Here is a 26,298-nt window from a genome sequence, read left to right as displayed (position 1 = left end):
TCCGGCGTGTCCGGGCGAATACGTGGTGTTACTCCGTTCAGCGGGGTTTCGGACCATGATCCATTCGCTACCATGGTCCGGCCCTCGTACCCAATCGGAATGAATTGGGAAGGAATCTGATGCTTTCTGCGGTCGTTGCTGCCGTGATGGCGTTGTCCTCCGTGGTATCACCACATTCCTGGAACACTCCTCCGCCGCCCGACAAAATCGTCATCGACGTCGTGAACGCCAACGGCACGGGCTGCCCGATCGGCACGTCCGCGGTGGCGGTCTCGCAGGACAACACGGCGTTCACCGTGACCTACAGCGCCTACACGGCCCTGGTCGGGGTGGGCGCCGGTCCGCTGGACGCGAGGAAGAACTGCCAGATCGGCCTGCGGGTGCACGTGCCGCAGGGGTTCACCTACGGGATCGCGCAGGCCGACTACCGCGGATTCGCGCACCTGGAACGCGGCGCGACGGGCCTGGAGCGGGCGAACTACTATTTCCAGGGGAATTCGCCGACGGCCTATGTTCAGCATCCGCTGGCGGGCCCGTTCGAGGACGACTGGCATTTCACGGATTCGACCGAGGTCGGCGCGATCGTGTTCAAGCCGTGTGGTGAGGAACGCAATCTGAACATCAACACGGAATTGCGTTCGGCGGCCGGGACGTCGGATCCGAAGAAGACGACCAGCTACGTGACGATGGACTCGACCGACGGCAGCATCACCACGACGTACCACTTCGCGTGGTTGTCCTGTCCGTAGCCAGGCACGAGCGGGGGCGGCGCGGTCGTCGGGGACCGCGCCGCCCTCACGGTCGTTTCGCCGGGACCCGGGGATCGGTGGCTTCGACGTGGAAGACGCGGCCGAGGGAGACGAGGCCTTCGTCGAGGTGGCTGAGGCTGGAGAGGACGGCCCGGGTTTCGGCCTGCTCGACGCGGTCGGAGACCGGGGTGCCGTCGTCGCGCACGAGCGTGCCGGGAGTGGAGCCACCCGGGGCGTCGAGGGCTTTGCGGAGGACGTCGATGTTGGCCAGCAGCCGGCCGGTGAACAGCCGGAGCCGGTCGACGTCGCCGCCGGCGAGCTGGCCGGGCTGGGCGCGGGCGGCGACGTGGCGGGCGCGGAAGGCGATGGTCTCCAGTGTGGTGAGCACGTGCCAGCCGTAGTCGCGGCGGGCGCTGCGCAGGTTGACCGGGTGGGTGAGGGGTTCGATCGTGGTGCGGACCTGTTCGACGGCGCGGTCGAGGTCGCGGGAGAGCTCGATGATGTTGACGTTCTCCTCGCCGGCGAGCAGGCCCTCGGCGTGTTCGAGGAACTCGGTGAGCTCGTCGAGGACTTCGGTGATGTTGTCGAGCATGACCGAGCGGGTGCGCACCGGGACGATGACGACCGCGGCGAGGATCCCGGCGGCGGCGCCGACGGCGGTCTCGGCGACGCGGATCCAGAGCACCGCGAAGCTGAACGTGCCGAGCAGGCTGTAGAGCAGGCCCAGCATGCTGGTGACGAAGAACGCCATCACGACCTGCGAGACGCGCGCGGTGTAGACCATCCCGAACACGCAGACCAGGATCAGGGCGAGGGTGGCCGGGGTGCTGCCGGCGACGAGCAGGGCGAGCAGGACGCCGCCGAAGATGCCGATCAGGGTGCCGCCGAGGCGGCGGACGCCCTTGACGAAGGTGGCGCCGGCGCTGGAGGCGCCGATGAAGACCACGAACACCGTGAGCACGGCCCAGTACCAGCGCTGGTGGGAGACCAGCTCGCCGCCAAGCACGGCGAGCCCGCCGCCGACGACGGCCTGGATGGCGCTGCGGGTCTGGTTGTCGTAGGCGAACGTCCGCGTCGGCTCGGCGTCGTCGGTTTCGGCGTCGAGCGGGTCGGTCGAGGTCTCCGGGTCGGCGGCGCGCTGGGCGCGGTCGTCGGCCAGGGCCAGTTCGGCCAGGGCCTTGCGGACGCCGTCGCCGGGGGCGGCGTGTTCGTCGATGCGGCTGCCTTCGACGAGCATCCGGCTGTACTCGCCGGTCTGGCTGATCAGCGGCAGTTCGCGCGGGTCGCGTTCCATCAGGGCGCGGAAGCGGGCGAGCCGGGCGATGAGGTCGTCGCGGACTTCGGCGGTGAGCTCGTCGGAGCAGGTGCGCTGCACGGTGCTGGCGAGCCATTGGACGGCGAGCTCGACCTCGATGGCGCGGCGGCGGAGCCGGTCGGCGGCACGCGCGTCGACGACGTCGGGGGCGGCGTCCTCGATGAGCAGGACGCTCTCGTGGAGCCGGTTGATCGAGCGGCGCAGCTGCTTGCGGGTCCGTTCGCTGCCGTTCACCGCGAGGTAGGCCTCGTCGGCGCGGACGACGGCGGCGAGCCGGGCGCGGAAGGCGCGGCGGACCCGGAGGAACTCGGCCTCGGGGTTGCGGCGCAGCAGCACGAACCGGACGACGGTGTTGGCCAGCACGCCGACGGCGAGCGCGAGCAGCAGCTGCGGGACCTGCTTGAGGTGGGTCTGCAGGAACATCGGGAAGAAGAACAGGAAGAATCCGATGGAGCCGAGCGCGGTGCCGCGGGGGCCGAAGCGCTGGGCGTAGACGGCGACGAAGATCAGCAGCACGAAGACGATCGTGTCGAGCGGGGGCAGGACCGAGCCGAGGCTGGCGACGGTGATCGACGCGGCGCCGGTGAGGAACGCGAGGGCCAGGGTGCCGGCCTGGCCGCCGGGGGTGGCGTCGTTGACCGTGAACGCCGTCATCATCGCCGCGATCGCGCCGACCAGCATTACCGTCAGCGGCAGGTGTGCCGGCAGCAGCGCCCCGACGGCCAGGATGATGCCGAGGACCGCGGAGCCGGCCAGGCGCAGCCGGACCAGGCCGGGGTCGGCCGCCGCGAACCGGTCGAGCGCGGCGGTGCGGAGGTGGTTCATCGGGCGAGCAGCTCCCACTGGGCGAGGGTGGCCCGGTGGCCGCGGGTGGCGGTGATCCGCAGGCGGTAGCGCGCGTGCGCGGCCGGGGTGGCGAGGACGAACGGGCGGGTCTGGCGGCGCCAGCGGAACAGCTCGCCGGTGCGTTCGTCGAGTGTCGTCCAGTCGGTGCCGTCGTCCGAGCCTTCGAGGGTCCAGGCGCTGGGGTCGCCGCGGCGGGTGCCGGAGGTGAGTGTGTACATCGTGACGTCGCGGGGGTCGCCGGTGACGGTGAACTCGACGACCGGCTCGGCGCCGCGGAAGGTGACCTGGGTGCTGGTGGTGTCGTCGAACAGCGCGCCCAGCGTGCGGGTGCCGTCGGAGCTGGTCGCGGTGCCGGTGAGGTCGGTGACCGGGGCCGGCTGCTCGGCGGGCGGCGGCGGGGTGCCCCAGGTCGTCGGTTCGGTGGTGAGGTCGAAGACGAGCTCGGCGCCGCCGGCGAGGGTGGCGTGGGAGATCGTCGTGGCGTCGTGCGGTGCGCCGTCGACGGTGAGGCCGCGGACGTAGACCGTCTCGTCGGTGTTGCCGGGGGCGTGGACGACGAGCTTCTTGCCGTCGCCGAGGTGCACGGTCGCCTTCTCGAACAGCGGCGAGCCGATCGCGTAGCGCGGGCTGCCGACGGCCAGCGGGTAGAAGCCGAGGGCGCTGAAGAGGTACCAGGCGGACATCTCGCCGTTGTCCTCGTCGCCGGGGTAGCCCTGGCCGAGCTCGCTGCCGAGGTAGAGCCGGCGCAGCACCTCGCGCACGACGCGCTGGGTCTTCGCGGGCGCGCCGGCGTGGTTGTAGATGTAGGGGATGTGGTGGGAGGGCTGGTTGGAGTGGCCGTACTGGCCCATCCGGACGTCGCGGGCTTCGGTCATCTCGTGGATGAGGCCGCCGTACGCGCCGGGCCGCTGCCCGGTCTCCGGCGTGGCGAAGAAGGTGTCGAGCTTGGCTTCGAGGCCGGCGTTGCCGCCGTGCAGGGCGGCGAGGCCGGGGCCGTCGTGGGGTGCGGTGAAGGCGGTGTTCCAGGCGTTGGTCTCGACGAAGTCGCCGCCCCACGCGGCGGGGTCGTAGCCCTCGGGGGCGAACTTGCGGCCGCCGTCGCGTTTGCGGCCCTGGAAGAAGCCGATCTTCGGGTCGAAGTGGTGGACGTAGTGCTGCGCGCGCTCGCGGAAGTAGGCGGCGTAGTCGGCGTACATCCGGGCTCGCGGCCCGTCGCTTTCGCGGGCGAGCGCGTCGGAGAGGTTGGCGAGGCCGAAGTCGTTGATGCAGCCTTCCAGCGCCCAGGACAGTCCTTCGTGGACGGACGTCGGCGTGTAGCCGAGGAAGATGGACCGGTCGAGTCCCTTGCGGCCGACCGCGCGGTGCGGCGGGGTGACGGTGGCGTTCTTCAGACCGGCGTCGTAGGCGGACTCGACGTCGAAGCCGCGGACGCCTTTGAGGTAGGCGTCGGCGAACGCGACGTCGGAGCTGGTCCCGGTCATCAGGTCGGCGTACCCCGGGGACGACCACCGGGAGATCCAGCCGCCTTCGCGGTACTGCTGGACGAACCCGTCGATCATCCGGCCGCAGTGGGCCGGGGTGAGCAGCGCGTACGCGGGCCAGGTGGTGCGGTAGGTGTCCCAGAAGCCGTTGTTGACGAACATCTCGCCGTCCACGACCTTCGCGCCGGTGCGCTTGCGGGTGCTCGGCCACCGCCGGCGGATGACCGGGCTCGCGTGCCGGATCCCCTTCGGGGTGTTCTCGTGCGCGCTGTTCGGGTACAGGAACAGCCGGTAGAGGTTCGAGTAGAGCGTGGTGCGCTGGTCGTCGGTGGCGCCTTCGACCTCGATCCGGCCGAGCTGTTCCTGCCACCGCTCCCGCGCCTGGGCCCGGACTTGCTCGAACGTCGTCCCGGTGGGGATCTCTAGTTCGAGGTTGCGTTTGGCCTGGGCGAGGCTGATCAGCGACGTCGCGATCCGCAGCGTCACCTCGGGGCCGTCGAACTCGAAGTAGCCCGAGACGCGCCGCCAAGGCCGGTGGTACCGGGCGCCGCGGGTGGCCGGGGCGTCGGTCTGCGCGTAGACGAACATCCGGCGCGCGCCGGCCGAGAGGCGGCTGCGGACCCAGGTGTGGCCGGTGACGACGCCGGTGTCGGCGTCGAGCCGGAGGCCGCCGCGGTGGCCGACGTTGTCGAACAGCAGCCAGCCGTGCTTGTTGGGGAAGGTGCACCGCAGGATCGCCGCGTGGTCGGTCGGTGCGAGGTCGGCGGTCATGCCGTTGGCGAACCGGACGCCGTAGTGGTGCGGCGAGTCGGTCTCGTCGTCGTGGGAGAAGGCGAGTGCGCGCTTGCGGCGGTCCGGTTCGACCGGGCCGGTGCCGGGCATGATGTGGAAGGTGTGCCGGTCGCCCATCCACGGGCTCGGCTGGTGGCTCAGCGCGAACGCCTGCAGCGCGGGACGGTTCTGCTCGTCGTTGTGGCGGTGGTAGGAGTAGATCCAGTTGGTGACGCCGGCGTCGGTGACCGGGGTCCAGAAGTTGAACCCGTGCGGCACCGCCGTCGCGGGGAAGTTGTTGCCGCGGGAGTAGTCGCCGCTGGAGTGCGTGCCGCGGGTGGTACGGACGAGGTCGGCGGGCTCGCGCGGCGCGTCTTCCCGCTCGGCGATCCGGACGTCGTCGAGCCAGCCGGTGATCTCGCCGCCCGGGGACGCGGTGCGCAGCACGATCCGGGCGATCCGGCGCCCGGCGAACGCGCCGAGGGAGCGGCGGACGGGGTTCCACTGGTCCACCCACAGCGTCTTGTCGTTCACGGGGGCGAACCCGGCCGACGTGCCGTCGGCGAACTCGACGTCGAGGCTGACCCAGGTCGCGTGGTAGGCCGGGATGTCCCCGTCGGACTGCGGGAAGACCACATAGGACAGCTCGGTGCGGTCGGTGACGGGTGCGTCGAGTTCGAACAGGACACCGCGGGGACGCGCGGTGTAGCGCAGGGCGCGGGCCCCGGTGAAGCCGACGCCGGTCTTGGCCGTGGGGGACCGGTCCGGCCCACGGTCGACCCGCAGCGCGGGGTCGACCGGCTGCGGGTCACCGGTTTCGAAAGAGGAGAAGAACACGGCGTCGGACATGTGCCCACCGTATCGGCCGAACGGCGTAGCGTGTGGCCCGGCAGACTCGACGCAGGGGGAGGGGCGCGTGGGCACGCACACCGTCCGGCACGAGGGCGCCGACCTCACCTACGACCTCCGGGGCGCCGGGCCGCTCCTGCTCCTGATCGCCGGCCTCGGCGGTGACGCCGCGCGCTACGCCGGGCTCGCGGAGCAGCTGTCGGACGACTACACCGTCGTGACCTACGACCGGCGGCGCACCGGGCGCAGCACCGGCCGCGACACCGACTTCGACCTCGCGCAGCAGGCCCGGGACGCCGCCGCGGTCATCCGCTCGGCCCGCCCCGCCACGGCCCGCGCGGTGGTGTTCGGCCAGGGCGGCGGCGGTTCGATCGCGTTCGAGCTGGCCGCGCACCTGCCGGACGTCGTCACCGAGCTCGTCGTCCACGACGCCCCCAGCGTGGCGCTGCTGCCCGACGCCCCGCAGCGGCTGGCGTTCGCCCGGCAGGTCCGGACCACCTACACGCAGCGGGGCGCGGTCCCGGCACTGGAGCTGCTCGGCGTGTCCCCGGCCGACTTCGCCGAACCGGCGGCCGCCGACTACTTCCTGCGCCGGGAGTTCCTGCCGATCGCCCTGTCCACCCCGGACCTCGACGCCGTCCGCCGCACCGGGATCCCGGTGGTCACCGCCGCGGGCGCCGGCAACCGGGACGCCTGCCACGCGCAGGCCGCGCGGCTGCAGGCCGAGCACCTGGCCTGCCGCTACGTCGAGTTCCCCGGCGACCACCTCGGGTTCGTGTCCGAGCCGGGGCCTTTCGCCGACGCCCTCGCCAAGGAACTGGCCGGCCTGCGCCGCCCCTGACGAAAGCCGTGAAGGCCTCCTTACCGGCTCTTACGGCCGGGAAGGAGGCCTTCACGGACCTGCTCAGGCGGGGCGGCCGCCGAACCGCCAGGCGTGCACCTCGATCGCGGCGTAGCGGTCCGCGGTGAGGACGGCGCGTGCGGCGTCCGGGTCCGGGGCTCGCAGGAGCACCGCCGTTCCGAGCCACGCTTCGCCGTCGTCGGACAGCAGGGGCCCGTACGCGATCAGCTCGTCTCTCCCCGGCGGGACTTCGAGGTCGGCCGGTGCCCCGGACCCGAGGCCGAGCACCAGGTACCGGCGGCCACCGGTGCGCCCGCCCGGGAAGTCACCCATGGTGCGGCCCAGGGTGTTGCGCCACCGGCGCAGCAGCACGTCCCGGTACGCCCCGGCCTGGTACCCCGGCTCGTCGAAGGCGAACGCGCGGGCCGCGGCGGGAAGCGGTCCAGTCCGAAAGCCGTGAAGGCCTCCTTACCGGCTCTTACAGCCGGTAAGGAGGCCTTCACGGACCTGCCTCGAAACTACTGCGGGACTAGATCTTCGCGCACTGCCCGGCGGACGGGCCGCGGACGGTGTTCGGCAGGTCGTAGTCCGTCGGGGCCGGCGAGTTGATCGCACACGCCAGCGGACCGCCGATCGTGCTCGACGTGAGCACCGGCCCGTGGTTGGCGGTCAGCGCCACCGGGCCGCCGATGGTCGTCAACTCGATCGACACCTGACCGGTCGCCCCGGTGATCGCCACCGGGCCGTCCACCTTCGTGCGGTTGAGCACGACCTGGGCGGCACCCGTCGCCGCGAGCGGGCCCTTGATCTCGCCGCCGCGGACGATCAGCGAGGCGCCGCCGCCCACGGTGACCGGGCCCGACACCGTCGCGTCCTGCAGGCACACCGTGCCGCTCGAGACGTTCAGCGGTCCCTTGCGCTCACCGGTGATCGTCTGGGTGCAGGAGGCGTCCGGCTTGCCCAGCAGCTCGAACTCGGCCAGCTGCGCCGGGGCGCCGGTGCTGGTCGCGGTGACTTCGAGCTTGTAGTAGGCGTAGTGCGCCGGGTTGGCCACCTTGAACGCGCGGGTCTGCTGCCGCCAGGCGAAGCTCTGGTTCGTCTGCTGGTCCGCGACCGCCCACGTCTTGCCGTCGTAGGAGCCCTTCAGCGTCCAGCTCTTCGGGTCGCCCGCACCGGTCTGGGACGTCAGCGTGTAGTGGCTGACGGCTTCGTCGGTGGAGTTGAGCTGGTACTGCAGGGCGCCGGTGACGGCGGCCTGGGTGCGTGAGGTGTTGTCGAGCAACGCCCCCGCGTCCGAGCCGTCCGAAGTGGACAGTGTGCCCTTGCCGGGACCGGTTTCGTCGTGCAACGGGGTCGGCACCGCGTTGTCCTTGGTGATCGACGTCGGCGCGTCGTTCGGGGCGGTGCCCCACTTCGACGGGTTGGGTCCCATGTCGAAGTCGATCGTGCCGCCCTTGGCGATGACGTCCTGCGGCAGCGATGTCGAGCTGTAGGCCTTGCCGTTGACCTTCACGCCCTGGACGTAGACGTTCTTCGCGCTGTTCTTCGGCGCGTTGATCGTCAGGTCCTTGCCGCCGGCCAGGTGGATCGTCGCCTTCTTGAACAGCGGCGACCCGATGGCGTAGTTCGGGCTGCCCATCTGCAGCGGGTAGAAGCCCAGCGCGCTGAAGATGTACCACGCGGACATCTCGCCGTTGTCCTCGTCGCCGGCGTAGCCCTGGCCGATCTCGGCGCCGTTGTAGAGCCGCGAGAGGGCTTCACGGACCTTCGCCTGCGTCTTCGACGGCTGACCCGCGTAGTCGTACATGTAGAGCAGGTGGTGCGAAGGCTGGTTGGAGTGGCCGTACTGGCCCATCCGCACGTCCCGCGCTTCCCGCATCTCGTGGATCACGCCACCGTAGGAACCCGGGTAGTTGGCGGTCTCCTGGTCGGCGAAGAACTGGTCCAGCTTGTTCGCCAGGCCCGCCTGACCGCCGTAGAGGTTCGCCAGGCCCTTGCCGTCCTGCGGCACGGTGAACGCCATGCCCCAGCCGTCGGTCTCGGTGTAGTCGCCGCCCCACGAACGCGGGTCGTACTGGTCCTTCGTCTTGGTGAACTTGCCGTTCGCGTCCTTGCCCTGGAAGAACCCGACGCTCGGGTCGTACAGGTTCACGTACTGCTGGGCGCGGCTGGTGAAGTACTCGTAGTTCTCCTGGTATTCCGCCTTGCGCGGGTCGTTCGGCGCCGCTTCGTCGGCCAGCTTCTTCGACAGGTTGGCGATGCCGAAGTCGTTGACGTAACCCTCGATCGCCCACGAGAAGCCCTCGCTGGCGGTGTTGGGCGTGTAGCCGAGGAAGGTGCCCTGGTCCAGGCCCTTGCGCCCGACCGCGGAGTTCGGCGGGGTCACCGTGGCGTTCTTCAGCGCCGCGTCGTAGGCCGACTTGACGTCGAAGTTCTTGACGCCCTTGAGGTAGGCGTCGGCGAACGCGACGTCGGAGCTGGTGCCGGTCATCAGGTCCGCGTAACCGGGGGAGGACCAGCGCGCGATCCAGCCGCCGTCGCGGTACTGCTGCACGAACCCGTCGACCATCTTCCCGGCCATGTCGGGCGTGAGCAGCGAGTACGCCGGCCACGTCGTGCGGTAGGTGTCCCAGAACCCGTTGTTGACGTAGGTCTGGCCGTCGACCACCTTCGACCCGGTCTGGGTCGCGGTGTCCGGGCCGGTCTTCGGCGACACCGGGCTCGCGTACTTGTAGGCGGGCTTGGCGGCGGTGCCGGTGTTCTCGAACCCGGAGTTCGGGTACAGGAACAGCCGGTACAGGTTCGAGTAGAGCGTCGTGAGCTGGTCCTTCGACGCGCCCTCGACCTCGATCACCTTGAGCTGGTCGTCCCACGCCTTCTGCGCGGCGTCACGCACGGAGTCGAACGTCGCGGCCGGGGCGATCTCCATGGCGAGGTTCTTCTTCGCCTGGTCCAGGCTGATGAGCGACGTCGCGATCTTCATGTTGACCGTCTTGTCGGCGCCCGCGGCGAACCGCAGGTAGCCGGTGACGTTGTCGCGGCCCTGCCCGGTGAGCTTGCCGCCCGCGGTGACCGGCTTGTCGAACGTCGCGTAGACGAACATCCGGCCCGCACCGGCCGAGACGTTGGTCTCGGTGTACCCCGAGAGCGTGCCGGTGGCGGGGTCGAGCGTGAGCCCGGCGGAGTTGTTGACGCTGTCGAAGATCAGGCTCGAGTCCGCGCCCGGGAACGAGAACTTCATCATCGCCGCGTGGTCGGTCGGCGCGATCTCGGTCTTGATCCCGTTCTGGAACTGCACGCCGTAGTAGTGCGCCCGCGCGACCTCGTCGCTGTGCTTGAACGGCAGCGCCCGCGCGTCGCGGTTGGCGTCGGGCACCCCGGTGGCCGCGGACGGCATCACCTGGAACGCCTGCCGGTCACCCATCCACGGGCTCGGCTCGTGGCTCACGCTGAACGCCTGCAGCTGCGGGAGGTTCTGCGCGTTGTTCTGGGTGCTGTAGTTGTAGAGCCAGCTGCTCGACCCGGCGTCGGTCACCGGCGTCCAGAAGTTGAACCCGTGCGGCACCGCCGTGGCGGGGAAGTTGTTGCCGCGGGAGAACGTGCTGTTGGCCATCGTGCCGCGGGTGGTCACGACGTTGTCGCTCGGGCGGGTGCTCGACGGCGGCGTCGGCGTGGCCGAGACCTTCACGTCGTCCAGCCAGCCCTGCAGCGTGCCGGGGCCGTTCGGGTTGTCGTACCCGACGAGGATCCGGTCGATGGTCTTGCCCTTGGCGACCGAGCCGATCGCCGAGCGCACCAGGTTCCACTGGTTGGCGTAGAGCACCTTCGAGGCGCCCTGGCCTTCCGGGGTCAGCGGGAAGCCGTACTGGTCGGTGGCGCCGAGGTTGCGCAGGTAGGTGCCGTCGGTGAAGGCCAGGTCGATCGCGACGTTGGTGCTCGGGTACTTCAGGTCGCCGGTGATGAACTGCGGCTGCACCTTGTACGAGAGCTCGGTCGAGGCCACGACCGGGACGTTGACGTCGAAGACCTTGTTGTAGGACCAGCCGTGCCCGGCCTCGGTCTGGCTGCCGGAGTAGCGGAACGCCTTGAGCCCGGTGAAGCCGGCGCGGTTCTTGTTCGTGTAGCCGCCGGTCGGGCCGGAGTCGGTGAAGCTGCGCATGTTCGGCAGCGGCGGTGGCGTCGGGTCGTCGTTGGCCAGCAGCAGCTCGGCGGCCTGCAGGATGTCGCCGCCGTTGTTGGCGGTCACGTTCAGCCGGAAGAACTTGTACGGCGCGCTCGGCGCGGCCAGCTTGTAGTCCTTCTGCTGGAACCGGGCGCTGAACGTCTGGCCGGCCTGCTTGTCCAGGTCGGTCCAGGTCTGCGCGTCGTCCGACCCCTGCAGGGTCCAGTCCTTGGGGTCGCGCTCGTCGTGGTCGTTGGCCGAGGTGATCGCGTAGTGCGTCACCGACGTGGCCTCCGACAGGTTCACCTGCGCCCACGCGGTCGGGTCCCAGGACAGCCACTTCGTGTCCGGCGTGCCGTCGACGAGGTTGGCGACGACCTCGCCGCCGTCGGTGTTCTCACTGCTCGCGCTGGTCTCGGTGACCTTGCCGCGGATGTCGCCGGGGATCGCGGTGCCGTTCGCGCCGTTGACCCCGAACGCGCGCGGCTTCCCGGCCGCGTCGGTGTCGACGGTGTCGGTCCACGTCGGCTGGGGGTCACCCGGCTCGAACGAGGACGAGAAATCAGCGGGAAGGGCGTCCTCGGCGGCGTAGGCGGCCGCGGGGAGGGCGACCAGGCCGGCGGCGACCACGGTGGCGGCCAGCATCATGGCGACCGGTGGTCTGGCGCTTCGGGGCATCATTGCTCCAAGCTCTGGAGGGGATGAACAACGGCACCGCGCGACGGGGAAACCGGCGGCGCGGTAGGAAGACAAACGCGCGGGTGAAATCGATGTCAAGACCGGTCGGCAAACCTGGCCAGAACTGGACAACCCAACCACCGGGAGACCTGGTGAGAACAGTCCGGACCATCTCCGCACTCGTGACGCCCCTGCTCGTGACCACCGCCTTCACCCCGGCGGCCGCCACCGCGGCCACCGGCTCCACCATCCGGCCGATCAGCACGTGCGGCGATCCGGCCGGAACCAGCTGTACGACACCCCCGGTCCGGTCGCGAGGTAAACCGGTCACGCGGCTCCGGGGTCGTCGCTAGGGTCACGATCATGACCCCGATGCCGGAGCCCGCCGACCGAGTCCTGTCTCGCGCCTCGCTCGCCGAGGGCAACCCGACCGCGTGGTTCGACGAGCTGTACACCGCCGCCGCCCGCGGCGAGGCGGAAGTCCCGTGGACCCGCGGCAAACCCCAAGCGGACCTGGTGACCTGGGCGGCCGAGCACCCCGGCGAGGGCCGCCGTGCCCTGGTCGTCGGCAGCGCCCTCGGCGACGACTCCGAACTGCTGGCCGCCGCGGGGTGGGCGGTGACGGGCTTCGACGTCGCCCCGACCGCGGTCGAGGCCGCCCGCGCCCGCTTCCCGGAGTCCGCGGTGGACTACGTCGTGGCCGATCTGCTGAAGCCGCCGGGGGAGTGGCACCAGGCGTTCGACCTGGTCATGGAGATCATGAACATCCAGGCGATGCCCCGCGACTTCCGCCCCGCGGCGCTCACGTCGCTGGCCGGGTTCCTCGCCCCGGGCGGCACGGCGCTGGTCAGCGAGGTCGCGGAGGAAAGCACGGACGTCGAGACGTGGGTCAGCCCGCCGTGGCCGTTCAGCCGCGCGGAGATCGAGTCGATCGCCCAGGACGGCGTACGCCTGGTCAGCCTGGGCACGGTCCGCGACGGCGCCCGCCACTGGGCCACCTTCACCCGGTAACGCGCCCGGCCCGCCCGCGACTCACGGGGTATGTGGGCCGTCATCGGAGTCTGGGACATCGCGCCGGAGAAGCTCGACGAGCTGCGCGCCCAGGTGCCGCTCATGGCCTCGAGCAAGGTCGGCACGCCGGGGTTCGTCCACGGGACCTGGACCGTCGACGGCCACATGATCCAGGTCTACGCCGACGAGGCGAACGCGCGCCGCTACCACGACGACATGCTCGCCCAGGGGTTCACCGACCAGCCCGGGGTGCGGTGCGTCGTGTGGGCCGTCGCCGAGGTCGGCGCGGAGTCCCAGGTCTAGCAGCTCGCCAGGAACCGGGACAGCACCCGCGTCCCGAAGTGCAGGCCCTCCACGGGGACCCGCTCGTCCACGCCGTGCGCCATCGCCCGGTACGGGAACCCGGCCGGCAGCCAGAGCGGCGCGAAGCCGTAGTTCACGATCCCGAGCTGGGCGAACGCCTTCGCGTCGGTGCCGCCGCCCATGCAGTACGGCACCACCACCGCCTCGGGGTCTTCGGCCTGCAAAGCCGCGGCCATCGAGGCGAACCACGGTGAGTCCACCGGGGCCTGCACCGGCGGCTGGTGCGCGACGAACTCCCGCGTGACGCCCGCGCCGAGCAGCTCGTCCAGCTCCGCGAACAGCGCGTCCTCGGTGCCCGGCAGGACCCGGACGTCGACCTGGGCGGTCGCCGTCGTCGGGATCACGTTCACCTTGTAGCCCGCGTCCAGCATCGTCGGGGTCGTGCTGTTGCGGACCGTCGGCACCACCAGCCCGCCCGCCGGACCCAGAGCCGCGACCGTGGCGTCCACATCGGACAGATCCACCGGAATGCCCAGAGCCGCGCCGGTGCGCTCCAGGAACGCCTGCACCGTCGGGGTCAGCGACACCGGCCACTTGTGCGCCGCGATCCGGTGCAACGCGTCCACCAACCGGGTGACGGCGTTCTCGTCGTTGGGCCGCGAGCCGTGCCCGGCGCGGCCGCGGGCGGTGAGGCGCAGGTGCGCGGTGCCGCGCTCGGCCGTCCCGACCGGGTAGAGGTGCACGATCCGGCCGTCGGCCGCGGGCACGTGGTAGGTGTAGCCGCCCGACTCGCTGATCGCCGCCGCACAGCCCTCGAACAGCTCCGGGTGCGCGGCGACCAGCCAGTGCGCGCCGTAGTCGCCGCGATCCTCCTCGTCGGCGACGAACGCCAGCACGACGTCACGCCGCGGCCGCACCCCGCCGGCCAGCGCGGCCAGCACCATCGCGACGAAGTCCTTCATGTCGGTCGCGCCGCGGCCCCACAGGTAGCCGTCGCGGACCTCGCCGGAGAACGGCGGCACCGACCAGTCCGCGGCGTCCGCCGGGACGACGTCGAGGTGGCCCTGCACCAGCAGCGCGGGCAGCGCCGGGTCGGTACCCGCGACGCGCGCGATCACGCTGGCCCGGCCGGGCGCGGCCTCGAAGATCTTCGACGGGATGCCCAGCCCGTCCAGGAACGCGGCCACGTACTCCGCCGCCGGGCGCTCCGGCTCGGCGTCACCACCGCCGCGGTTGGTGGTGTCGAACCGGATCAGGTCCGCGCAGATCCCGACAGCGTCGGCCACGTCGGCCACGTCAGCCATAGATGCCCTGCACCGCCCCCGCCGCGATCGCCGTCACGACCTTGAACGCCTTCATCGCCTCGGTCATCGTCACCGCGTCGAACCCGACCCGGCGGACCCCGATCTGCTCCACCGTCGGGATCACCGCCGTCGCCTGGGCCAGGTGGCTCGCGTCGAACTCGACCTCGATCCGGTGCGGCCCCACCCGCCGCTCCAGGCGGCCGGCCTGCGCCATCGCGTCGGCCGCCGCGGCCGTCAGCAGCTCCGCCGTGCGCGCGGGCGGCAGGCAGATCGCCGCGTACCGGCTCACGCACTCCTTCACCTGGACCAGCTCCGCGTCCGGTGCGTAATCACGCGCGTCCTGGCATGTTTCGTCGTCACCCGAAACGAGCAGGACGGGCACGCCGTACTCCGCGGCCATCGCCGCGTTCAACCGGCCCTCGCTCGCCGGGACGTCGTCCAGCCACACCCCGGTGATCTGGTTCTCCAGGTAGGTGTGGGAAAGCACCCCGTCGAACCCGGCACCGGCGTGGTAGCCCAGGAAGACGACACCGTCCACACCGGAGTCGACGCCCTGCATCATCGACAGCGGCTTGTGCCGCCCGGTCAGCATTCGCGCCCGCGGGTCGAGGTCCTCCAGCAGCAGGTTGCGCTGCGAGGAATGCGCCTCGTTCACCAGGACATCGCCGGCACCGGCGTCGAACAGCCCGGCCAGCACCGCGTTGACGTCGCCGGTGAACAGCCGCCGGAAGCGGTCCCACTGCGGCGAACCGGGCACGACGTCGTCGGTCCAGGTGACGCCGGTGGCGCCCTCCATGTCCGCCGAGATCATGATGCGCATGCGGGGCACTCTAACCAGCCCGCGCGACCCGCGAGCACCGAATCCCGCCTTCCGAATGTCACGCAGCGTGAACTTTGTCCGGTCGATAACGATCGGACACCTGCCGAGGTGGCAACATATTGCGCGGTTGTCCGGGTATGTGGTTACTTCTCGTCCTTGGGGAGGCTCACAGCGAGAACGATGGGGTGGTTTTTGGTGCATTTCCAACGCAGACCCGGCCGGTTCGGCCGCGTGGCGGCGATCGTCGCCGTCGCGACACTGGGGGCGATCCCGCTCGCCGCGCCGGCGCAGGCGCAGCAGGGCAAGGTGCTGCGGGTCGCGCTGACCACGGGTATCGACCACCTGAACCCGTTCACCGCGTCGCTGGCCGCGTCCACCCAGGTGGGCCGGTTCATCTACGAGTTCCTCACCATCCCCTCGGCCGAGACCGCGCAGGCCTCGCCCGCGCTCGCCGAGTCGTGGACGCCGTCGGCGGACAAGCTGACCTGGACGTACAAGATCCGCTCCGGCGCCAAGTGGAGTGACGGGCAGCCGGTCACGGCCAAGGACGCCGCGTTCACGTTCAACCGGATGCTGACCGACGAGAACGCCCGCACCGCCAACGGCAGCTACGTGACCAACTTCGACACGGTCACCGCGCCCGACGACACCACGCTGGTCATCAAGACCAAGACCGTGCAGTCGGACATGAACCTGCTCGACGTCCCGATCGTCCCGGAGCACATCTGGGCGCCGATCAAGGACCTCAACGACCCCAAGACCGACGACATCTCGGTCGTGGGCGTCAGCGACGGGCCCTACCAGCTCACCGAGTACAAGCAGAACGAGTACGTCAAGTTCAAGGCCAACAAGGACTACTGGCGCGGCGCGCCGAAGGTCGACGAACTGCAGCTGCTCATCTTCAAGGACGCCGAGGCCGCGGTGAACGCGCTGCGCCAGGGCGAGGTCGACGTCATCAACCGGCTCACCCCGACCCAGTTCGACTCGCTCAACGGCCAGCCGAACATCGCGACCAACGCCGCCCCGAGCCGCCGCTACGACGAGATCAACCTCAACTTCGGCGTCCAGAACAACCAGAACCAGCCGATCGGCAACGGCAACCCGGTCCTCAAGGACATCCGGCTGCGCAAGGCCATCGTGCAGGCCATCGACAAGCAGACGATCGTCGACCGGGTCGCCGGCGGCCACGCCCAGCTCGGCACCGGCATCGTCCCGCCGATCTACCAGGCCTACCACTGGGACCCGTCCGGCGCGGACAAGGTCGGGTTCGACATCGCCGGCGCCAACACCGCGCTCGACCAGGCCGGGTACGTCAAGGGCGCCGACGGCGTCCGCGCCGCCCCCGGCGGTGCGAAGCTGGAACTGCGGCTGACCGGGCACGCGAACCGCCCCTACGACCAGCGGCTCGCGCAGTACGTCTCCGGCTGGCTCAAGGACATCGGCATCACGGTCAAGCAGGAGCTCGTCTCCGACGACGAGCTCAACGACCGCACCACCGCCGGCAACTACGACCTGGCGATCTCCGGCTACGCGACCAACCCGGACCCGGACTCCGCGCTGCAGCTGCACACCTGCGCGGCCCGGCCGAACGCCCAGGGCAAGGGCGCCACGACCGACACGTTCTTCTGCGACCCCGAGTTCGACGCGCTGCGCGCCAAGCAGCTCACCGAAACCGACGACACGCAGCGTGCCGCCACGGTGAAGCAGGCCCAGGCCCGTCTCGCGAGCCAGGCCGTCAACGTCGTGCTCGACTACCAGAACGCGCTCGAGGCGTACCGCTCGGACAAGTTCTCCGGCTTCGCCAAGCAGCCGCAGCCCCAGGGCGCGATCCTCGAGCAGTCCGGCTACTGGGGCGTCTACGGCGCTACCCCGGCCGGCACCGAGGCCTCGGCCGACTCCGGCGACAGCGGCACGGTCGTGTGGATCGTCGTCGGCGTCATCGTCGTGGTGATCGTGGCCGGCGGGCTCGTCATCATCAGCCGCCGCAACAAGACGTCCGAAGACCGCGAGTAGCGCATGACCGCCCCCGAACAAGCCGCGGCGCTCGTCGACCCCGACGAGCGCCGCGGCGGGACCGGCACCGCCCGGTTCGTCCTCAAGAAGGTCGTCGAAGCGCTCGTCAGCATCCTGCTGGTGATCGTGCTGTTCTTCTTCCTGTTCCGGATGCTGCCCGGCGACCCGGTCGCCACGATGATCCGCGACCGGCCGACCGACCCGAAGCAGATCGCGGAGATCCGGGAGCGCCTCGGCGTCGACCGGCCCTTGTTCCAGCAGTTCGGCGACTACCTGTGGAAGCTGCTGCACGGCGACTTCGGCACGTCCTACCTGGAGCAGCGTCCGGTCGCCGACATGATCGGCGAACGCCTCTGGCCGACGATCCTGCTGGTCGGCAGCGCGACCGTGCTCGCCATCGCGCTCGGGCTGTGGCTGGGCACGCGCGCGGCCTGGCGCCGCGACAGCGCGTTCGACCGGACCCAGACCGGCATCGCGCTCACGCTGTGGTCGGTCCCGCAGTTCTGGCTCGGCCTGATCCTGCTGGTCGCGACCAACGGCCTGTTCCCCAGCCGCGGCATGCACTCCCCGGACGCGGCGCCGGACGTCTTCTCCCAGACCCTCGACGTCCTGCACCACCTGGTGCTGCCGTGCGTGACGCTGCTGGCGGTGTTCTACGCCCAGTACATGCTGATCATGCGGTCGTCGCTGCTGGGGGAGATGAACGCCGACTACCTGACCACGGCCCGCGCCAAGGGGCTGAAGGACGACCTGGTCCGCCGTCGCCACGCCGTCCCGAACGCGCTGCTGCCCACCACCACGCTGGTGTTCATGCAGTTCGGCGCGGTCGTCGCCGGCGCCGTCTCGGTCGAGGCGGTGTTCAGCTGGCCCGGCCTCGGGCAGCTGACCTACCAGGCCCTGCACGGCCCGGACCTGCCGGTGCTGCAAGGGGTCTTCGTCGTCCTCGCCGGCGCCGTCGTGCTGATGAACCTGCTCGCGGAGCTGCTCTACCGCGTGCTCGACCCGAGGGTGCGCACCTCATGACCACCGAGTCCATCGAATCGCCGCGGGCGATCGCCTGGCGGCGGCGTCGCCAGTCCGCGGCGCGCACCTGGACCGAGTTCGCCGCCCAGAAGGGCGCGCTCACCGGGCTGATCCTGCTCGCCCTCACCGTCGTGATGGCGCTGCTGCTGCCGGTGATCAGCGACGAAGGCGGCCTCGACGTCACCAAGGCCGACGGCGGCGCGCTGCGCCCGCCGAGTGGCGCGTACTGGCTCGGCACCGACATCGACGGCCGGTCCGTGCTGCTCATGACGCTCTGGGGCGCCCGGATCTCGCTGCTCGTCGGGTTCTCCGCGACCGTGCTGTCCGTGCTGATCGGCACGCTCATCGGCATCACCGCCGCCCACTTCGGCGGCTGGGTCTCGACGATCCTGCTGCGGTTCACCGACTTCTTCCTGGTCCTGCCGTCGCTGGTGCTGGCCATCGCGCTCTCGGCCGTGCTGCCCCAAGGCGTCACCACGGTCATCGTCGCGATCGGCCTGACCTCCTGGCCAGGCACCGCGCGGCTGGTCCGCGCCCAGACGCTGACCATCGAGAGCCGGCCCTACATCGAGCGCGCCCGGGCCCTGGGCGGGGGCCACCTGCACGTCGTCGGCAAGCACGTCCTGCCCGGCGTCGCGCCGCTCGTGCTGGCCAACACCACCCTGGTCGTCGGCAACGCCGTCATCGCCGACGCCACCCTGGCCTTCCTCGGCGTCGGCGACCCGAACGCCGTCTCCTGGGGCGCGATGCTGGAGACCGCCCTCAACAACGGCGCCGTCACCCGCGGCGCCTGGTGGAACCTGCTCCCGCCGGGCATCGCCATCGTGCTCGTCGTGCTCTGCTTCACCCTGGTCGGCCGGGGACTGGAGACCGTGCTCAACCCGAGGTTGAAGAAGTGACCCCGCTGCTGCAGCTCAAGGACCTCACCGTCACCTACGAGACGGCCGGCGGCGACATCCCCGCCGTGCGCGGGGTCGACCTCACCCTCGACCCCGGCGGCACGCTCGGCGTGGCGGGGGAGTCCGGCTCCGGCAAGTCCACGGTCGCGATGAGCGTCCTGCGCCTGCTGCCACGCACCGCGAAGATCAGCGGCGAGATCCTCCTCGACGGCGAAGACGTCACCGCCATGAAGTGGGGCCGCCTGCGCGCAGTCCGCTGGGCCGAGGCGTCCGTGGTCTTCCAGGGCGCCATGCACGCGCTCAACCCCGTCCGCAAGATCGGCGAGCAAATCGCCGAGCCGCTGCGACTGCACCCGACCGACGGCAGGATGCTGTCCGACACCGAGATCGACGCCCGCGTCGCCGACCTGCTCACCCAGGTCGACCTGCCCCCGGGCCGCGCCGGCGCCTACCCGCACGAGCTGTCCGGCGGGCAGAAGCAGCGCGTCATGATCGCGATGGCGCTGGCCTGCTCGCCCCGGCTGATCATCGCCGACGAGCCCACCACCGCGCTCGACGTCATCGTCCAGGCCCAGGTCCTCGCCCTGCTCTCGCGGCTGGTCGCCGAACAGGACATCGGGCTGATCATGATCAGCCACGACCTGTCCGTGCTCGCCGCCACCTGCGAGCGCATCGCCGTGATGTACGACGGCGAGATCGTCGAGGAACGCCCCAGCGCCGAGCTGATGTCCGACCCGCGGCACCCGCACAGCCAGGCCCTGGCCGCGGCGTTCCCGACCGTCGGCGACCCGGTGTCCCGGTTCGCCCCGGCCACCAGCACACCGCTGCCGCCCGAACCGGCGTCGCGCGCGGCCGGCGGCGAGCCGCTGCTGGCGGCGGAGAACCTGCGGGTGTCCTTCCGCGACCGCACCGGCAAGCGGATCGACGCGGTCGCCGGCGTCGATCTCACGGTGTCGCGCGACGAGATCGTCGCGCTGGTCGGGCAGTCCGGCTCCGGCAAGACGACACTCGCCCGCACCCTGCTCGGCCTGCAGAAACCCGACTCCGGCGTGGTCCGCTACGCCGGCAAACCGGTGCCGTCAGGCGGGTCCGGGCTCAAGGCCTACCGCCGTCAGGTCCAGCTGGTGCTGCAGGACCCGACCAGCGCGCTCAACCCGGCCCACACCGTGTACGAGGCCGTCGCCGAAGGCCCCCGCATCCACGGCCTGCGCGACGAACGCGCGGTCGTGCACCGGGCGCTGGAGGCCGCCGAACTGCGGCCCGCCGAGAAGTACGCCGACCGGCTCCCGCACGAGCTCTCCGGCGGCCAGCGCCAGCGCGTCGTGATCGCCGGGGCCCTGGCGCTGGAACCGTCGGTGGTGGTGGCCGACGAGCCGGTCGCGTCCCTGGACGCGTCCGTCCGCGGCGAGATCCTCGGGCTGCTGCTGCGGCTGCGGCGCGAGCTCGGGCTGGCCGGCCTGGTGATCACCCACGACCTCGGGCTGGCCTGGAACATCGCCGACCGCGTCGCCGTGATGTACCGCGGCGAGCTCGTCGAAACCGGGACCGTCGAACAGGTCCTGCTCGACCCGCACCACGAGTACACGAAATCCCTGCTGGCCGCCCTGCCCGGCGGCACCGCCCAGCGCCGGACCGCGCAGGCCTGAAACCGCGGTGCCGGGCTCGTCCCACCGAAACCCGGCACTGCGGAAAGGTCACCTCGGCCAGGTGTGTAACCTCCGAACGGAAATGGCGACCACCACCGACCCCGCGCAGACGTCCTCGACCGGACTGGCCGAGCGGCTCCTCGTGCCCTCGCGATTCCCGTACCGCACGATCGCGATGGGCACCGTCGGCAGCACGCTGCTCATGCTCGCCGCCTTCGGCGCCGGCGGCATCCTGATCAAGGACCCCGTGCTCGGCCACGGCCCGCTCTCGTGGATCCGCTACGGCCACGGGCGCATGCTCGCCAACGCCGTCCTCTACACCGGCTTCGGCCTCGTGGTCTGGGCGTGGGTCCGGCTCGGCCGCTACGTCCTGCAGGGCCGCGTCGGCAGCCGCCCGATCCTGGTCGCCGCCGGCTGCTGGATGGCGCCGCTGCTCATCTCGCCGCCGCTGTTCACCCGCGACGTCTTCTCCTACCTCGGCCAGGGCGCCCAGCTGCTCTACGGCCTCGACCCGTACGCCAACGGGCCCGCCGAGCTCGACGTGCTGCCGAACGTGGTGCAGAACGTCCACCCGCTCTGGCAGACCACCCCGGCGCCGTACGGGCCGCTGTTCCTGCTGATCTCCAAGGGCGTCGTCGCCGTCTCCGGCGACAACATGATCCTCGGCGTCATCCTGATGCGCCTGGTCCTGCTGGTCGGCCTGGCCGGCACGCTGTGGGCGCTGCCGCGGCTGGTCAAGCACCTCGGCGGCAAGCTCCCGGTCGCGCTGTGGCTCGCGGTGGCCAGCCCGATGATGGTCATCCACCTCTTCGGCGGCCCGCACAACGACCTGATGATGCTCGCGTTCCTCACCATCGGCGTCCTCGCCGCTCTGGAACGCAAGCACGTCCTCGCGGTCGTCCTAGTGACGATCGGCATGCTGATCAAGCCGACGGCGGCGATCGCGCTGCCGTTCATCGTCTGGATGTGGGCCAACCACATGGCGGGCGAGTCGAAGGTCCGCAACTTCCTGCGCGCCGGCGCCGCCTCGGTGGGGCTGTTCCTGCCGGTGTTCGTCGCCGGCACGTGGATCTCGCTGGGGTCGCTCAACCTCGGCTGGTGGTCCGGCCTCAAAGCCCCGCAGCTCATCGCGAACTGGCTGAACATCCCCACCGGCATCGGTGAGGTCTTCTACAACCTCGTGCACCTGGTGGTGGACGTCCAGGTCTCGCCGTTCGTCACGGTCGCCCGCGCGGCGGGCATGCTCCTGCTGGTCGGCTTCGGCGTCCGCCAGTGGTGGCTCGCCCGCGGCGGCGGCCACGAGGCCGTCTACCGCGCCGGCATCTCGCTGCTGGCGGTCGCGATCCTCATGCCGCCGACCCTGCCGTGGTACCTGACCTGGGGTTTCGTGCTCCTGTCGGCGTTCAAGTGGCAGCCCCGCCACCTCGCGGTCGTCGTCGCGGTCGTGGTGTTCGTGACGCTGGTCTACTACCCGACGGGCGAGCAGGCCCTCTACGACTGGTGGTTCATCGCCCTGGTCGTCGTGGCCAGCCTCTACTCGGCGGCGTCCCTGCTGCGCCCGGACCCGCTCGGACTCATCGACGCCTGGCGCCGCCCGGAGAAGTTCCTCCGCGACTAGGCGACCGAATACCGTCGCCCTGGAAGGTCTGCCGCGGCTTGTCGTGAGTGTTTAGGAGGGTTAGAACCCTCCTAAACACTCACGACCCGGCCCAGCCGCGCCAGGTGTGGACCAGCGTCGAGACCACCGCGTGCTCCGGGGGCCGCTCCGCGTACTGCTCGTACTTCGCCATCAGCCACGAGACCGGCTCGGCGCGGTCCGCGTCGGAGAGGACCCTCGCGACGCCGTCCGCGCGGGTCCACCACAGGCGTAACCAGTCCTCGTCGTAGCCGTCGGCCAGGAAGCTCACCGCCGGGTTCTCCGCGATGTTCGCCAGCCGGCGCAGGGCCAACGAAGACTTCGGCTTGTGGTCCACCGCGAAGACGATCCGGTCGCCGTGCACCGCGAACGTCACCGGGACCAGGTGCGGGACACCGGACGCCGACGCCGTCGCCAGCCGGGCCACCCGGGCGGCGGCGAACCGGGAGCGAGCTTCCGCGGGAGGCAGCCTCACGTCAGCGCCGGGGCGTCGAACGTCAGCGTCCCCAGGTCCGCGTCCAAGGTCACCGGTACACCCAGCGGCAACGTCGGCGACGACGCCACGTGCCCGAACCCGAACTCGCCCACCATCGGCACCCCCAACGGCCCCAGCCGCTCCAGCAGCAACGCCTCGACGTCCGCCGGTGAGCCGCACGCCGCCCACGAGCCCAGCACGATCCCGCGGACGCCGGTGAACCACCCGCTGCGCAGCAGCTGCGTCAGCATCCGGTCCAGCCGGTACACGCTCTCGGTGACGTCCTCCAGCAGCACGACCGCGTCCCGCGCCGACCCGTGCTCCGGCGTCCCGATGCCGCCCGCCAGCAACGACAGGTTCCCGCCCACGAGCGTCCCCGACGCGCGGCCCGGCACCAGCGCCGAAGCCGCGGCGCCCCGCACGACGAGATTGCGCTCCGGCTCGAACAACGCGCGCCGCAGGTGCTCCACCGCGACGTCGTCGAACAGCACGCTCGCCGGCATCGGGGAGAACAAACTGGACAGTCCCAAGTGGACGTCCACCGCCCGGTGCAACGCCGTGATGTCACTCGACCCGGCCAGCACCTTCGGCCCCGCCGCGCGCAACGCCGTCCAGTCGACCAGGTCCAGCATCCGCTGCACGCCGTAGCCGCCGCGCGCGGCCAGCACGCACCGCACCCCCGGGTCGCACCACGCCTCGGTGAACTCCGCCGCCCGCGCGGCGTCCGAACCGGACAGGTACGGCGGCGACCCCGCCGAAGCGCGCGCGCACGGCCCGATCCGCAGCTCGACACCCCAGCCGCGCAGCACCGGGATCGCCTTCTCCAGCAGATCCGCCGGCACCGGCCCGGCCGGCGCCACCAGGGCGAGCGTGTCGCCCGCCCGCAACCGCGGCGGCCTCACCGCGACAGCTCCAGGCGCGGCACACCCGGCGCCTCGAACCCGAACACCTGGCCGTAGAAGGACAATTCGGCTTCCAGGGCCGCGACGATCGTCTCCGCGCGGCGGAACCCGTGCTGCTCACCGGGGAACCGCTGGTAGGCGTAGGGGATCCCGCGCCCGGCGAGGCCGGCGACGAACCGGTCCGCCTGCTCCGGCGGGCAGATCCGGTCCTCCAGGCCCTGCTGGAACAGCACCGGCCCGGCCAGCGCCCCGGCGTTCGCCAGCGGCGACCGGTCGACGTAACGCTGCCGGTGCGCGGGCAGCGAACCGACCAGGCCCTCCAGGTACCGCGACTCGAAGTCGTGCGTCTCGCCGCCGTCGCCGGTCCACCCGGCGAGGTCCACGATCGGGTACATCACGGTGCCCGCGCGGTAGGTCTTCGTCGTGGTGAGCGATGCCGCCGCGGTGAACCCGCCGGCGCTGCCGCCCCGGACCGCCAGCCGCTCGCCGTCGGCCAGCCCGGCCGCCACCAGCGCCTCGGCCACCGCGACGCAGTCGGCGACGTCGACGACGCCCCACTGCTCGCGCAGCCGCTCCCGGTAGGCGCGGCCGAAGCCGGTCGAGCCGCCGTAGTTGACGGCCGCGACGGCGAACCCGCGGCTGGTGAAGTACGCGATCTCCAGGTCCAGCACGGGCAGGTGCTGGCCGGTCGGGCCGCCGTGGACGTGCACCAGCAGCGGCGGCACCGCGCCCTCGGGCGCGATGAACTCCGGGTTGGACGGCGGGTAGAGCACCACCGGCACGGTCTCGCCGTCGGCCGTCGTGAACACCCGCTCGTCCGGCACCGGCACGTGGGCCACGGCCAGTTCCGGCTGCTCGGTCAGGTCGGTCATCAGGTCCGCGTCGATCGCGTAGTGCACGACGCCGGCCTCGCGGATCGGCCCGGCCGCGACCCCGGCGACGCCGCCGCCGTACGCGGCGAGCCCGGTGCTCGACCACGCCGTCAGCTGGTGCGCCACGGTGGTCACCGAACCGGCCGCCTCGTCCAGCACGGCCAGCCGGCTCGACGCCAGCACCGCGTGCCGGCCGCCGCCCAGCGGCACGAACCACCGCGCACCCGGCTTCCAGAGCGGCCCGCCCAGCTCCTGCTCGACCGGCGCGAGGTTGGTCAGCGTCCCGTCGAGGCCGACGCGGTGCAGGTTCCACCAGCCGTCCGGGTCCAGCAGCGCCAGCAGCGTGTCCGCCGACTCCCACTCGATCTGGCAGACGGACACGTCCGCGCCGCCCGCGACCACCCGGTGCGGCCCGAACGTCCCGTCTTCGCCCACGGGCGCGACGCACAACTCGGTGCCGTCCCACGGCATCGCCGGGTGGTCCCAGCCGAACCACGCCGCGTGCCGCCCGTCCGGGGACAGCTTCGCCGCGGTCAGGAAGTGGTGGCTCGCGCCCAGCACCCGCTCGGCGCCGTCGGCCACCGCGATCGCGACCAGCTCGCGTTCGACGTCGGCCGGGCGCTCGCCGACACTGCGCTCGCGCACCGCCCAGACCTCGCCGGGCCGGCCCGGTCCGAGGTCGCCGTAGCGGACGGCCTGGGGCCGCGCGGGCTCCGGAGTGAGCGCCACCACACCCTCGGGCCGCTGGGCGTACACCCGCTGGTCGGCCCAGTGCGTGAACACCACCACACCGCCGACGGCCACCCACGGCTTCCCGCCGTACTCGTGCAGCCGGTTGCGGACGTTCCACGGCGCCGGGAGCACGTCCTCGGTCCCGCCGCCCGGCACCGCGCGCACGAGGGCGACGCGACCCTGCTCACCAGGCCTTGCTTCGGCCCACCACACCTCTTCGCCGACGACGTCGAGCCACTGCGGGCCGCCGCCGGCGGCGGCCACCTCGGCGGCGGAGATGGGCGAGGACCACGTTCCGTACGGGGAGATCGGAGACACCCCCAGAGGCTAGCGGCCCGGGAACGAGGGGCGGCGGATGCCGATCATGCGCCGGTGGCCTAGGGTCATTGGTGCTATGTCTCGCGTAATCCACGTCTTCCGCCAGCCGGATCGCTTCGTCGCCGGCACCGTCGGCGAGCCCGGCGACCGCACCTTCTACCTCCAGGCCTCGGAGGAAGTGCGGACGATCAGCGTCTCCATCGAAAAGCAGCAGGTCGTCGTCCTCGCGGAACGCCTCGGCTCGCTGCTCGAGGAGGTGGCGAGCCGCTTCGGTGCCGACGTGCCCGAAGACGCGCCCGACGACCTCGTCGACCTCGAGCCGCTCACGGTGCCGGTCGAGGAGGAGTTCCGCGTCGGCACCATGGGCCTCGGCTGGGACGCCGACAGCAGCGCCGTCGTCATCGAGCTGCTCGCCATCACCGAGGGCGAGGTCGACGAAACGGTCGTGCTGGACGACACCGAAGAGGGCCCGGACGCGGTCCGCGTCTTCCTCACCCCGGCCGCCGCGCGGGCCTTCGCCGAGCGCGCCGACCGCGTCGTCAACGCCGGCCGCAAGCCGTGTCCGCTGTGCGCCGAGCCGCTCGACCCGGCCGGGCACATCTGCCCCCGGCAGAACGGCTACCGGCGCGACACCGACGCGGGCGAAGACTGA

The 26,298-nt window shown here is 71.4% G+C and carries 19 protein-coding genes; 10 read left to right on the top strand and 9 right to left on the bottom strand.

Features of this window, described 5'->3' with window-relative positions; translation table 11 throughout:
- Window positions 1-119: 119 nt before the first annotated feature.
- Entirely contained in the window at window positions 120-749 is a 630-nt protein-coding gene (locus ACLJQZ_RS24810; RefSeq protein ID WP_410622256.1) for a DUF4360 domain-containing protein, read from the top strand.
- 46 nt (window positions 750-795) lie between these two features.
- On the opposite strand, the gene ACLJQZ_RS24805 is transcribed toward ACLJQZ_RS24810, so the two are convergent.
- A complete protein-coding gene (locus ACLJQZ_RS24805) occupies window positions 796-2,889 on the bottom strand; it encodes an FUSC family protein (RefSeq protein ID WP_410622255.1) in 2,094 nt (697 codons plus the stop codon).
- Window positions 2,886-6,011 carry a GH92 family glycosyl hydrolase gene (locus ACLJQZ_RS24800; protein ID WP_410622254.1) on the bottom strand — a complete coding sequence of 1,042 codons (3,126 nt, stop codon included), beginning with the start codon at window positions 6,009-6,011 and terminating at the stop codon, window positions 2,886-2,888. Before ACLJQZ_RS24800 ends, ACLJQZ_RS24805 begins: the two co-directional genes overlap by 4 nt.
- Window positions 6,012-6,078: 67 nt before the next feature.
- On the opposite strand from ACLJQZ_RS24800, the gene ACLJQZ_RS24795 reads away from it, so the two are divergent.
- Complete coding sequence (locus ACLJQZ_RS24795; protein WP_410622253.1) at window positions 6,079-6,852, top strand: alpha/beta fold hydrolase; 774 nt, start codon at window positions 6,079-6,081, stop codon at window positions 6,850-6,852.
- A 63-nt stretch (window positions 6,853-6,915) separates the two neighbouring features.
- Here ACLJQZ_RS24795 and ACLJQZ_RS24790 read toward each other — a convergent pair whose 3' ends face one another.
- Both ACLJQZ_RS24790 and ACLJQZ_RS24785 read right to left on the bottom strand, forming a co-directional pair.
- Window positions 6,916-7,224 carry a hypothetical protein gene (locus tag ACLJQZ_RS24790; RefSeq protein WP_410622252.1) on the bottom strand — a complete coding sequence of 103 codons (309 nt, stop codon included), beginning with the start codon at window positions 7,222-7,224 and terminating at the stop codon, window positions 6,916-6,918.
- A 157-nt stretch (window positions 7,225-7,381) separates the two neighbouring features.
- A complete protein-coding gene (locus ACLJQZ_RS24785; protein WP_410622251.1) occupies window positions 7,382-11,692 on the bottom strand; it encodes a GH92 family glycosyl hydrolase in 4,311 nt (1,436 codons plus the stop codon).
- 363 nt (window positions 11,693-12,055) lie between these two features.
- On the opposite strand from ACLJQZ_RS24785, the gene ACLJQZ_RS24780 reads away from it, so the two are divergent.
- A complete protein-coding gene (locus ACLJQZ_RS24780) occupies window positions 12,056-12,703 on the top strand; it encodes a class I SAM-dependent methyltransferase (protein WP_410622250.1) in 648 nt (215 codons plus the stop codon).
- 30 nt (window positions 12,704-12,733) lie between these two features.
- The gene (locus ACLJQZ_RS24775; RefSeq protein ID WP_410622249.1) at window positions 12,734-13,006 is read left to right on the top strand and encodes a hypothetical protein; all 273 of its coding nucleotides are present in this window, start codon (window positions 12,734-12,736) and stop codon (window positions 13,004-13,006) included.
- On the opposite strand, the gene ACLJQZ_RS24770 is transcribed toward ACLJQZ_RS24775, so the two are convergent.
- Together ACLJQZ_RS24770 and ACLJQZ_RS24765 are read right to left on the bottom strand one after the other, a co-directional pair.
- Window positions 13,003-14,310, bottom strand: a complete 1,308-nt coding sequence (locus tag ACLJQZ_RS24770; protein ID WP_410622248.1) for a M20/M25/M40 family metallo-hydrolase — start codon at window positions 14,308-14,310, stop codon at window positions 13,003-13,005. The genes ACLJQZ_RS24775 and ACLJQZ_RS24770 overlap by 4 nt on opposite strands.
- Window positions 14,303-15,130, bottom strand: coding sequence for a M55 family metallopeptidase (locus ACLJQZ_RS24765; protein WP_410622247.1), 828 nt, complete (start codon window positions 15,128-15,130; stop codon window positions 14,303-14,305). Before ACLJQZ_RS24765 ends, ACLJQZ_RS24770 begins: the two co-directional genes overlap by 8 nt.
- A gap of 180 nt (window positions 15,131-15,310) precedes the next feature.
- Between ACLJQZ_RS24765 and ACLJQZ_RS24760 the strand changes: the two genes are divergently transcribed.
- From ACLJQZ_RS24760 to mptB, 5 genes are all read left to right on the top strand, one after another.
- A complete protein-coding gene (locus ACLJQZ_RS24760; RefSeq protein WP_410622246.1) occupies window positions 15,311-17,143 on the top strand; it encodes an ABC transporter substrate-binding protein in 1,833 nt (610 codons plus the stop codon).
- Window positions 17,144-17,146: 3 nt separating this feature from the next.
- Window positions 17,147-18,166, top strand: coding sequence for an ABC transporter permease (locus ACLJQZ_RS24755; protein ID WP_410622245.1), 1,020 nt, complete (start codon window positions 17,147-17,149; stop codon window positions 18,164-18,166).
- A complete protein-coding gene (locus tag ACLJQZ_RS24750; protein WP_410622244.1) occupies window positions 18,163-19,065 on the top strand; it encodes an ABC transporter permease in 903 nt (300 codons plus the stop codon). The genes ACLJQZ_RS24755 and ACLJQZ_RS24750 overlap by 4 nt, the downstream gene beginning before the upstream one ends.
- Window positions 19,062-20,711 carry an ABC transporter ATP-binding protein gene (locus ACLJQZ_RS24745; protein ID WP_410622243.1) on the top strand — a complete coding sequence of 550 codons (1,650 nt, stop codon included), beginning with the start codon at window positions 19,062-19,064 and terminating at the stop codon, window positions 20,709-20,711. Before ACLJQZ_RS24750 ends, ACLJQZ_RS24745 begins: the two co-directional genes overlap by 4 nt.
- Before the next feature lie 82 nt (window positions 20,712-20,793).
- Window positions 20,794-22,329, top strand: coding sequence for a polyprenol phosphomannose-dependent alpha 1,6 mannosyltransferase MptB (mptB, locus tag ACLJQZ_RS24740; protein ID WP_410622242.1), 1,536 nt, complete (start codon window positions 20,794-20,796; stop codon window positions 22,327-22,329).
- Between the two features lie 79 nt (window positions 22,330-22,408).
- Here the strand turns inward: mptB and ACLJQZ_RS24735 are convergent, their stop codons facing one another.
- From ACLJQZ_RS24735 to ACLJQZ_RS24725, 3 genes are read right to left on the bottom strand one after another with little or no spacing between them, the layout of a single operon-like run.
- Complete coding sequence (locus tag ACLJQZ_RS24735; protein ID WP_410622241.1) at window positions 22,409-22,822, bottom strand: TIGR03668 family PPOX class F420-dependent oxidoreductase; 414 nt, start codon at window positions 22,820-22,822, stop codon at window positions 22,409-22,411.
- Complete coding sequence (locus tag ACLJQZ_RS24730) at window positions 22,819-23,724, bottom strand: LD-carboxypeptidase (RefSeq protein ID WP_410622240.1); 906 nt, start codon at window positions 23,722-23,724, stop codon at window positions 22,819-22,821. The genes ACLJQZ_RS24735 and ACLJQZ_RS24730 overlap by 4 nt, the downstream gene beginning before the upstream one ends.
- Entirely contained in the window at window positions 23,721-25,646 is a 1,926-nt protein-coding gene (locus tag ACLJQZ_RS24725; RefSeq protein ID WP_410622239.1) for a prolyl oligopeptidase family serine peptidase, read from the bottom strand. Before ACLJQZ_RS24725 ends, ACLJQZ_RS24730 begins: the two co-directional genes overlap by 4 nt.
- A gap of 76 nt (window positions 25,647-25,722) precedes the next feature.
- Between ACLJQZ_RS24725 and ACLJQZ_RS24720 the strand changes: the two genes are divergently transcribed.
- Window positions 25,723-26,298, top strand: coding sequence for a DUF3090 domain-containing protein (locus ACLJQZ_RS24720; RefSeq protein ID WP_247051745.1), 576 nt, complete (start codon window positions 25,723-25,725; stop codon window positions 26,296-26,298).

The organism is Amycolatopsis sp. cmx-8-4 (assembly GCF_046548675.1).
Lineage (GTDB): Bacteria > Actinomycetota > Actinomycetes > Mycobacteriales > Pseudonocardiaceae > Amycolatopsis.
This window is presented reverse-complemented; position numbering and strand designations above follow the sequence as displayed.

What these genes read in the sequence shown, in the direction of transcription:
- ACLJQZ_RS24775 (WP_410622249.1), top strand. Translation starts at nt 12,734, where the DNA reads ATGTGGGCCGTCATCGGAGTCTGGGACATCGCGCCGGAGAAGCTCGAC.
- ACLJQZ_RS24785 (WP_410622251.1), bottom strand. Translation starts at nt 11,692, where the DNA reads ATGCCCCGAAGCGCCAGACCACCGGTCGCCATGATGCTGGCCGCCACC.
- ACLJQZ_RS24750 (WP_410622244.1), top strand. Translation starts at nt 18,163, where the DNA reads ATGACCACCGAGTCCATCGAATCGCCGCGGGCGATCGCCTGGCGGCGG.
- ACLJQZ_RS24765 (WP_410622247.1), bottom strand. Translation starts at nt 15,130, where the DNA reads ATGCGCATCATGATCTCGGCGGACATGGAGGGCGCCACCGGCGTCACC.
- ACLJQZ_RS24780 (WP_410622250.1), top strand. Translation starts at nt 12,056, where the DNA reads ATGACCCCGATGCCGGAGCCCGCCGACCGAGTCCTGTCTCGCGCCTCG.
- ACLJQZ_RS24760 (WP_410622246.1), top strand. Translation starts at nt 15,311, where the DNA reads ATGGGGTGGTTTTTGGTGCATTTCCAACGCAGACCCGGCCGGTTCGGC.
- ACLJQZ_RS24720 (WP_247051745.1), top strand. Translation starts at nt 25,723, where the DNA reads ATGTCTCGCGTAATCCACGTCTTCCGCCAGCCGGATCGCTTCGTCGCC.
- ACLJQZ_RS24810 (WP_410622256.1), top strand. Translation starts at nt 120, where the DNA reads ATGCTTTCTGCGGTCGTTGCTGCCGTGATGGCGTTGTCCTCCGTGGTA.
- ACLJQZ_RS24800 (WP_410622254.1), bottom strand. Translation starts at nt 6,011, where the DNA reads ATGTCCGACGCCGTGTTCTTCTCCTCTTTCGAAACCGGTGACCCGCAG.
- ACLJQZ_RS24805 (WP_410622255.1), bottom strand. Translation starts at nt 2,889, where the DNA reads ATGAACCACCTCCGCACCGCCGCGCTCGACCGGTTCGCGGCGGCCGAC.
- ACLJQZ_RS24755 (WP_410622245.1), top strand. Translation starts at nt 17,147, where the DNA reads ATGACCGCCCCCGAACAAGCCGCGGCGCTCGTCGACCCCGACGAGCGC.
- ACLJQZ_RS24770 (WP_410622248.1), bottom strand. Translation starts at nt 14,310, where the DNA reads ATGGCTGACGTGGCCGACGTGGCCGACGCTGTCGGGATCTGCGCGGAC.
- mptB (WP_410622242.1), top strand. Translation starts at nt 20,794, where the DNA reads ATGGCGACCACCACCGACCCCGCGCAGACGTCCTCGACCGGACTGGCC.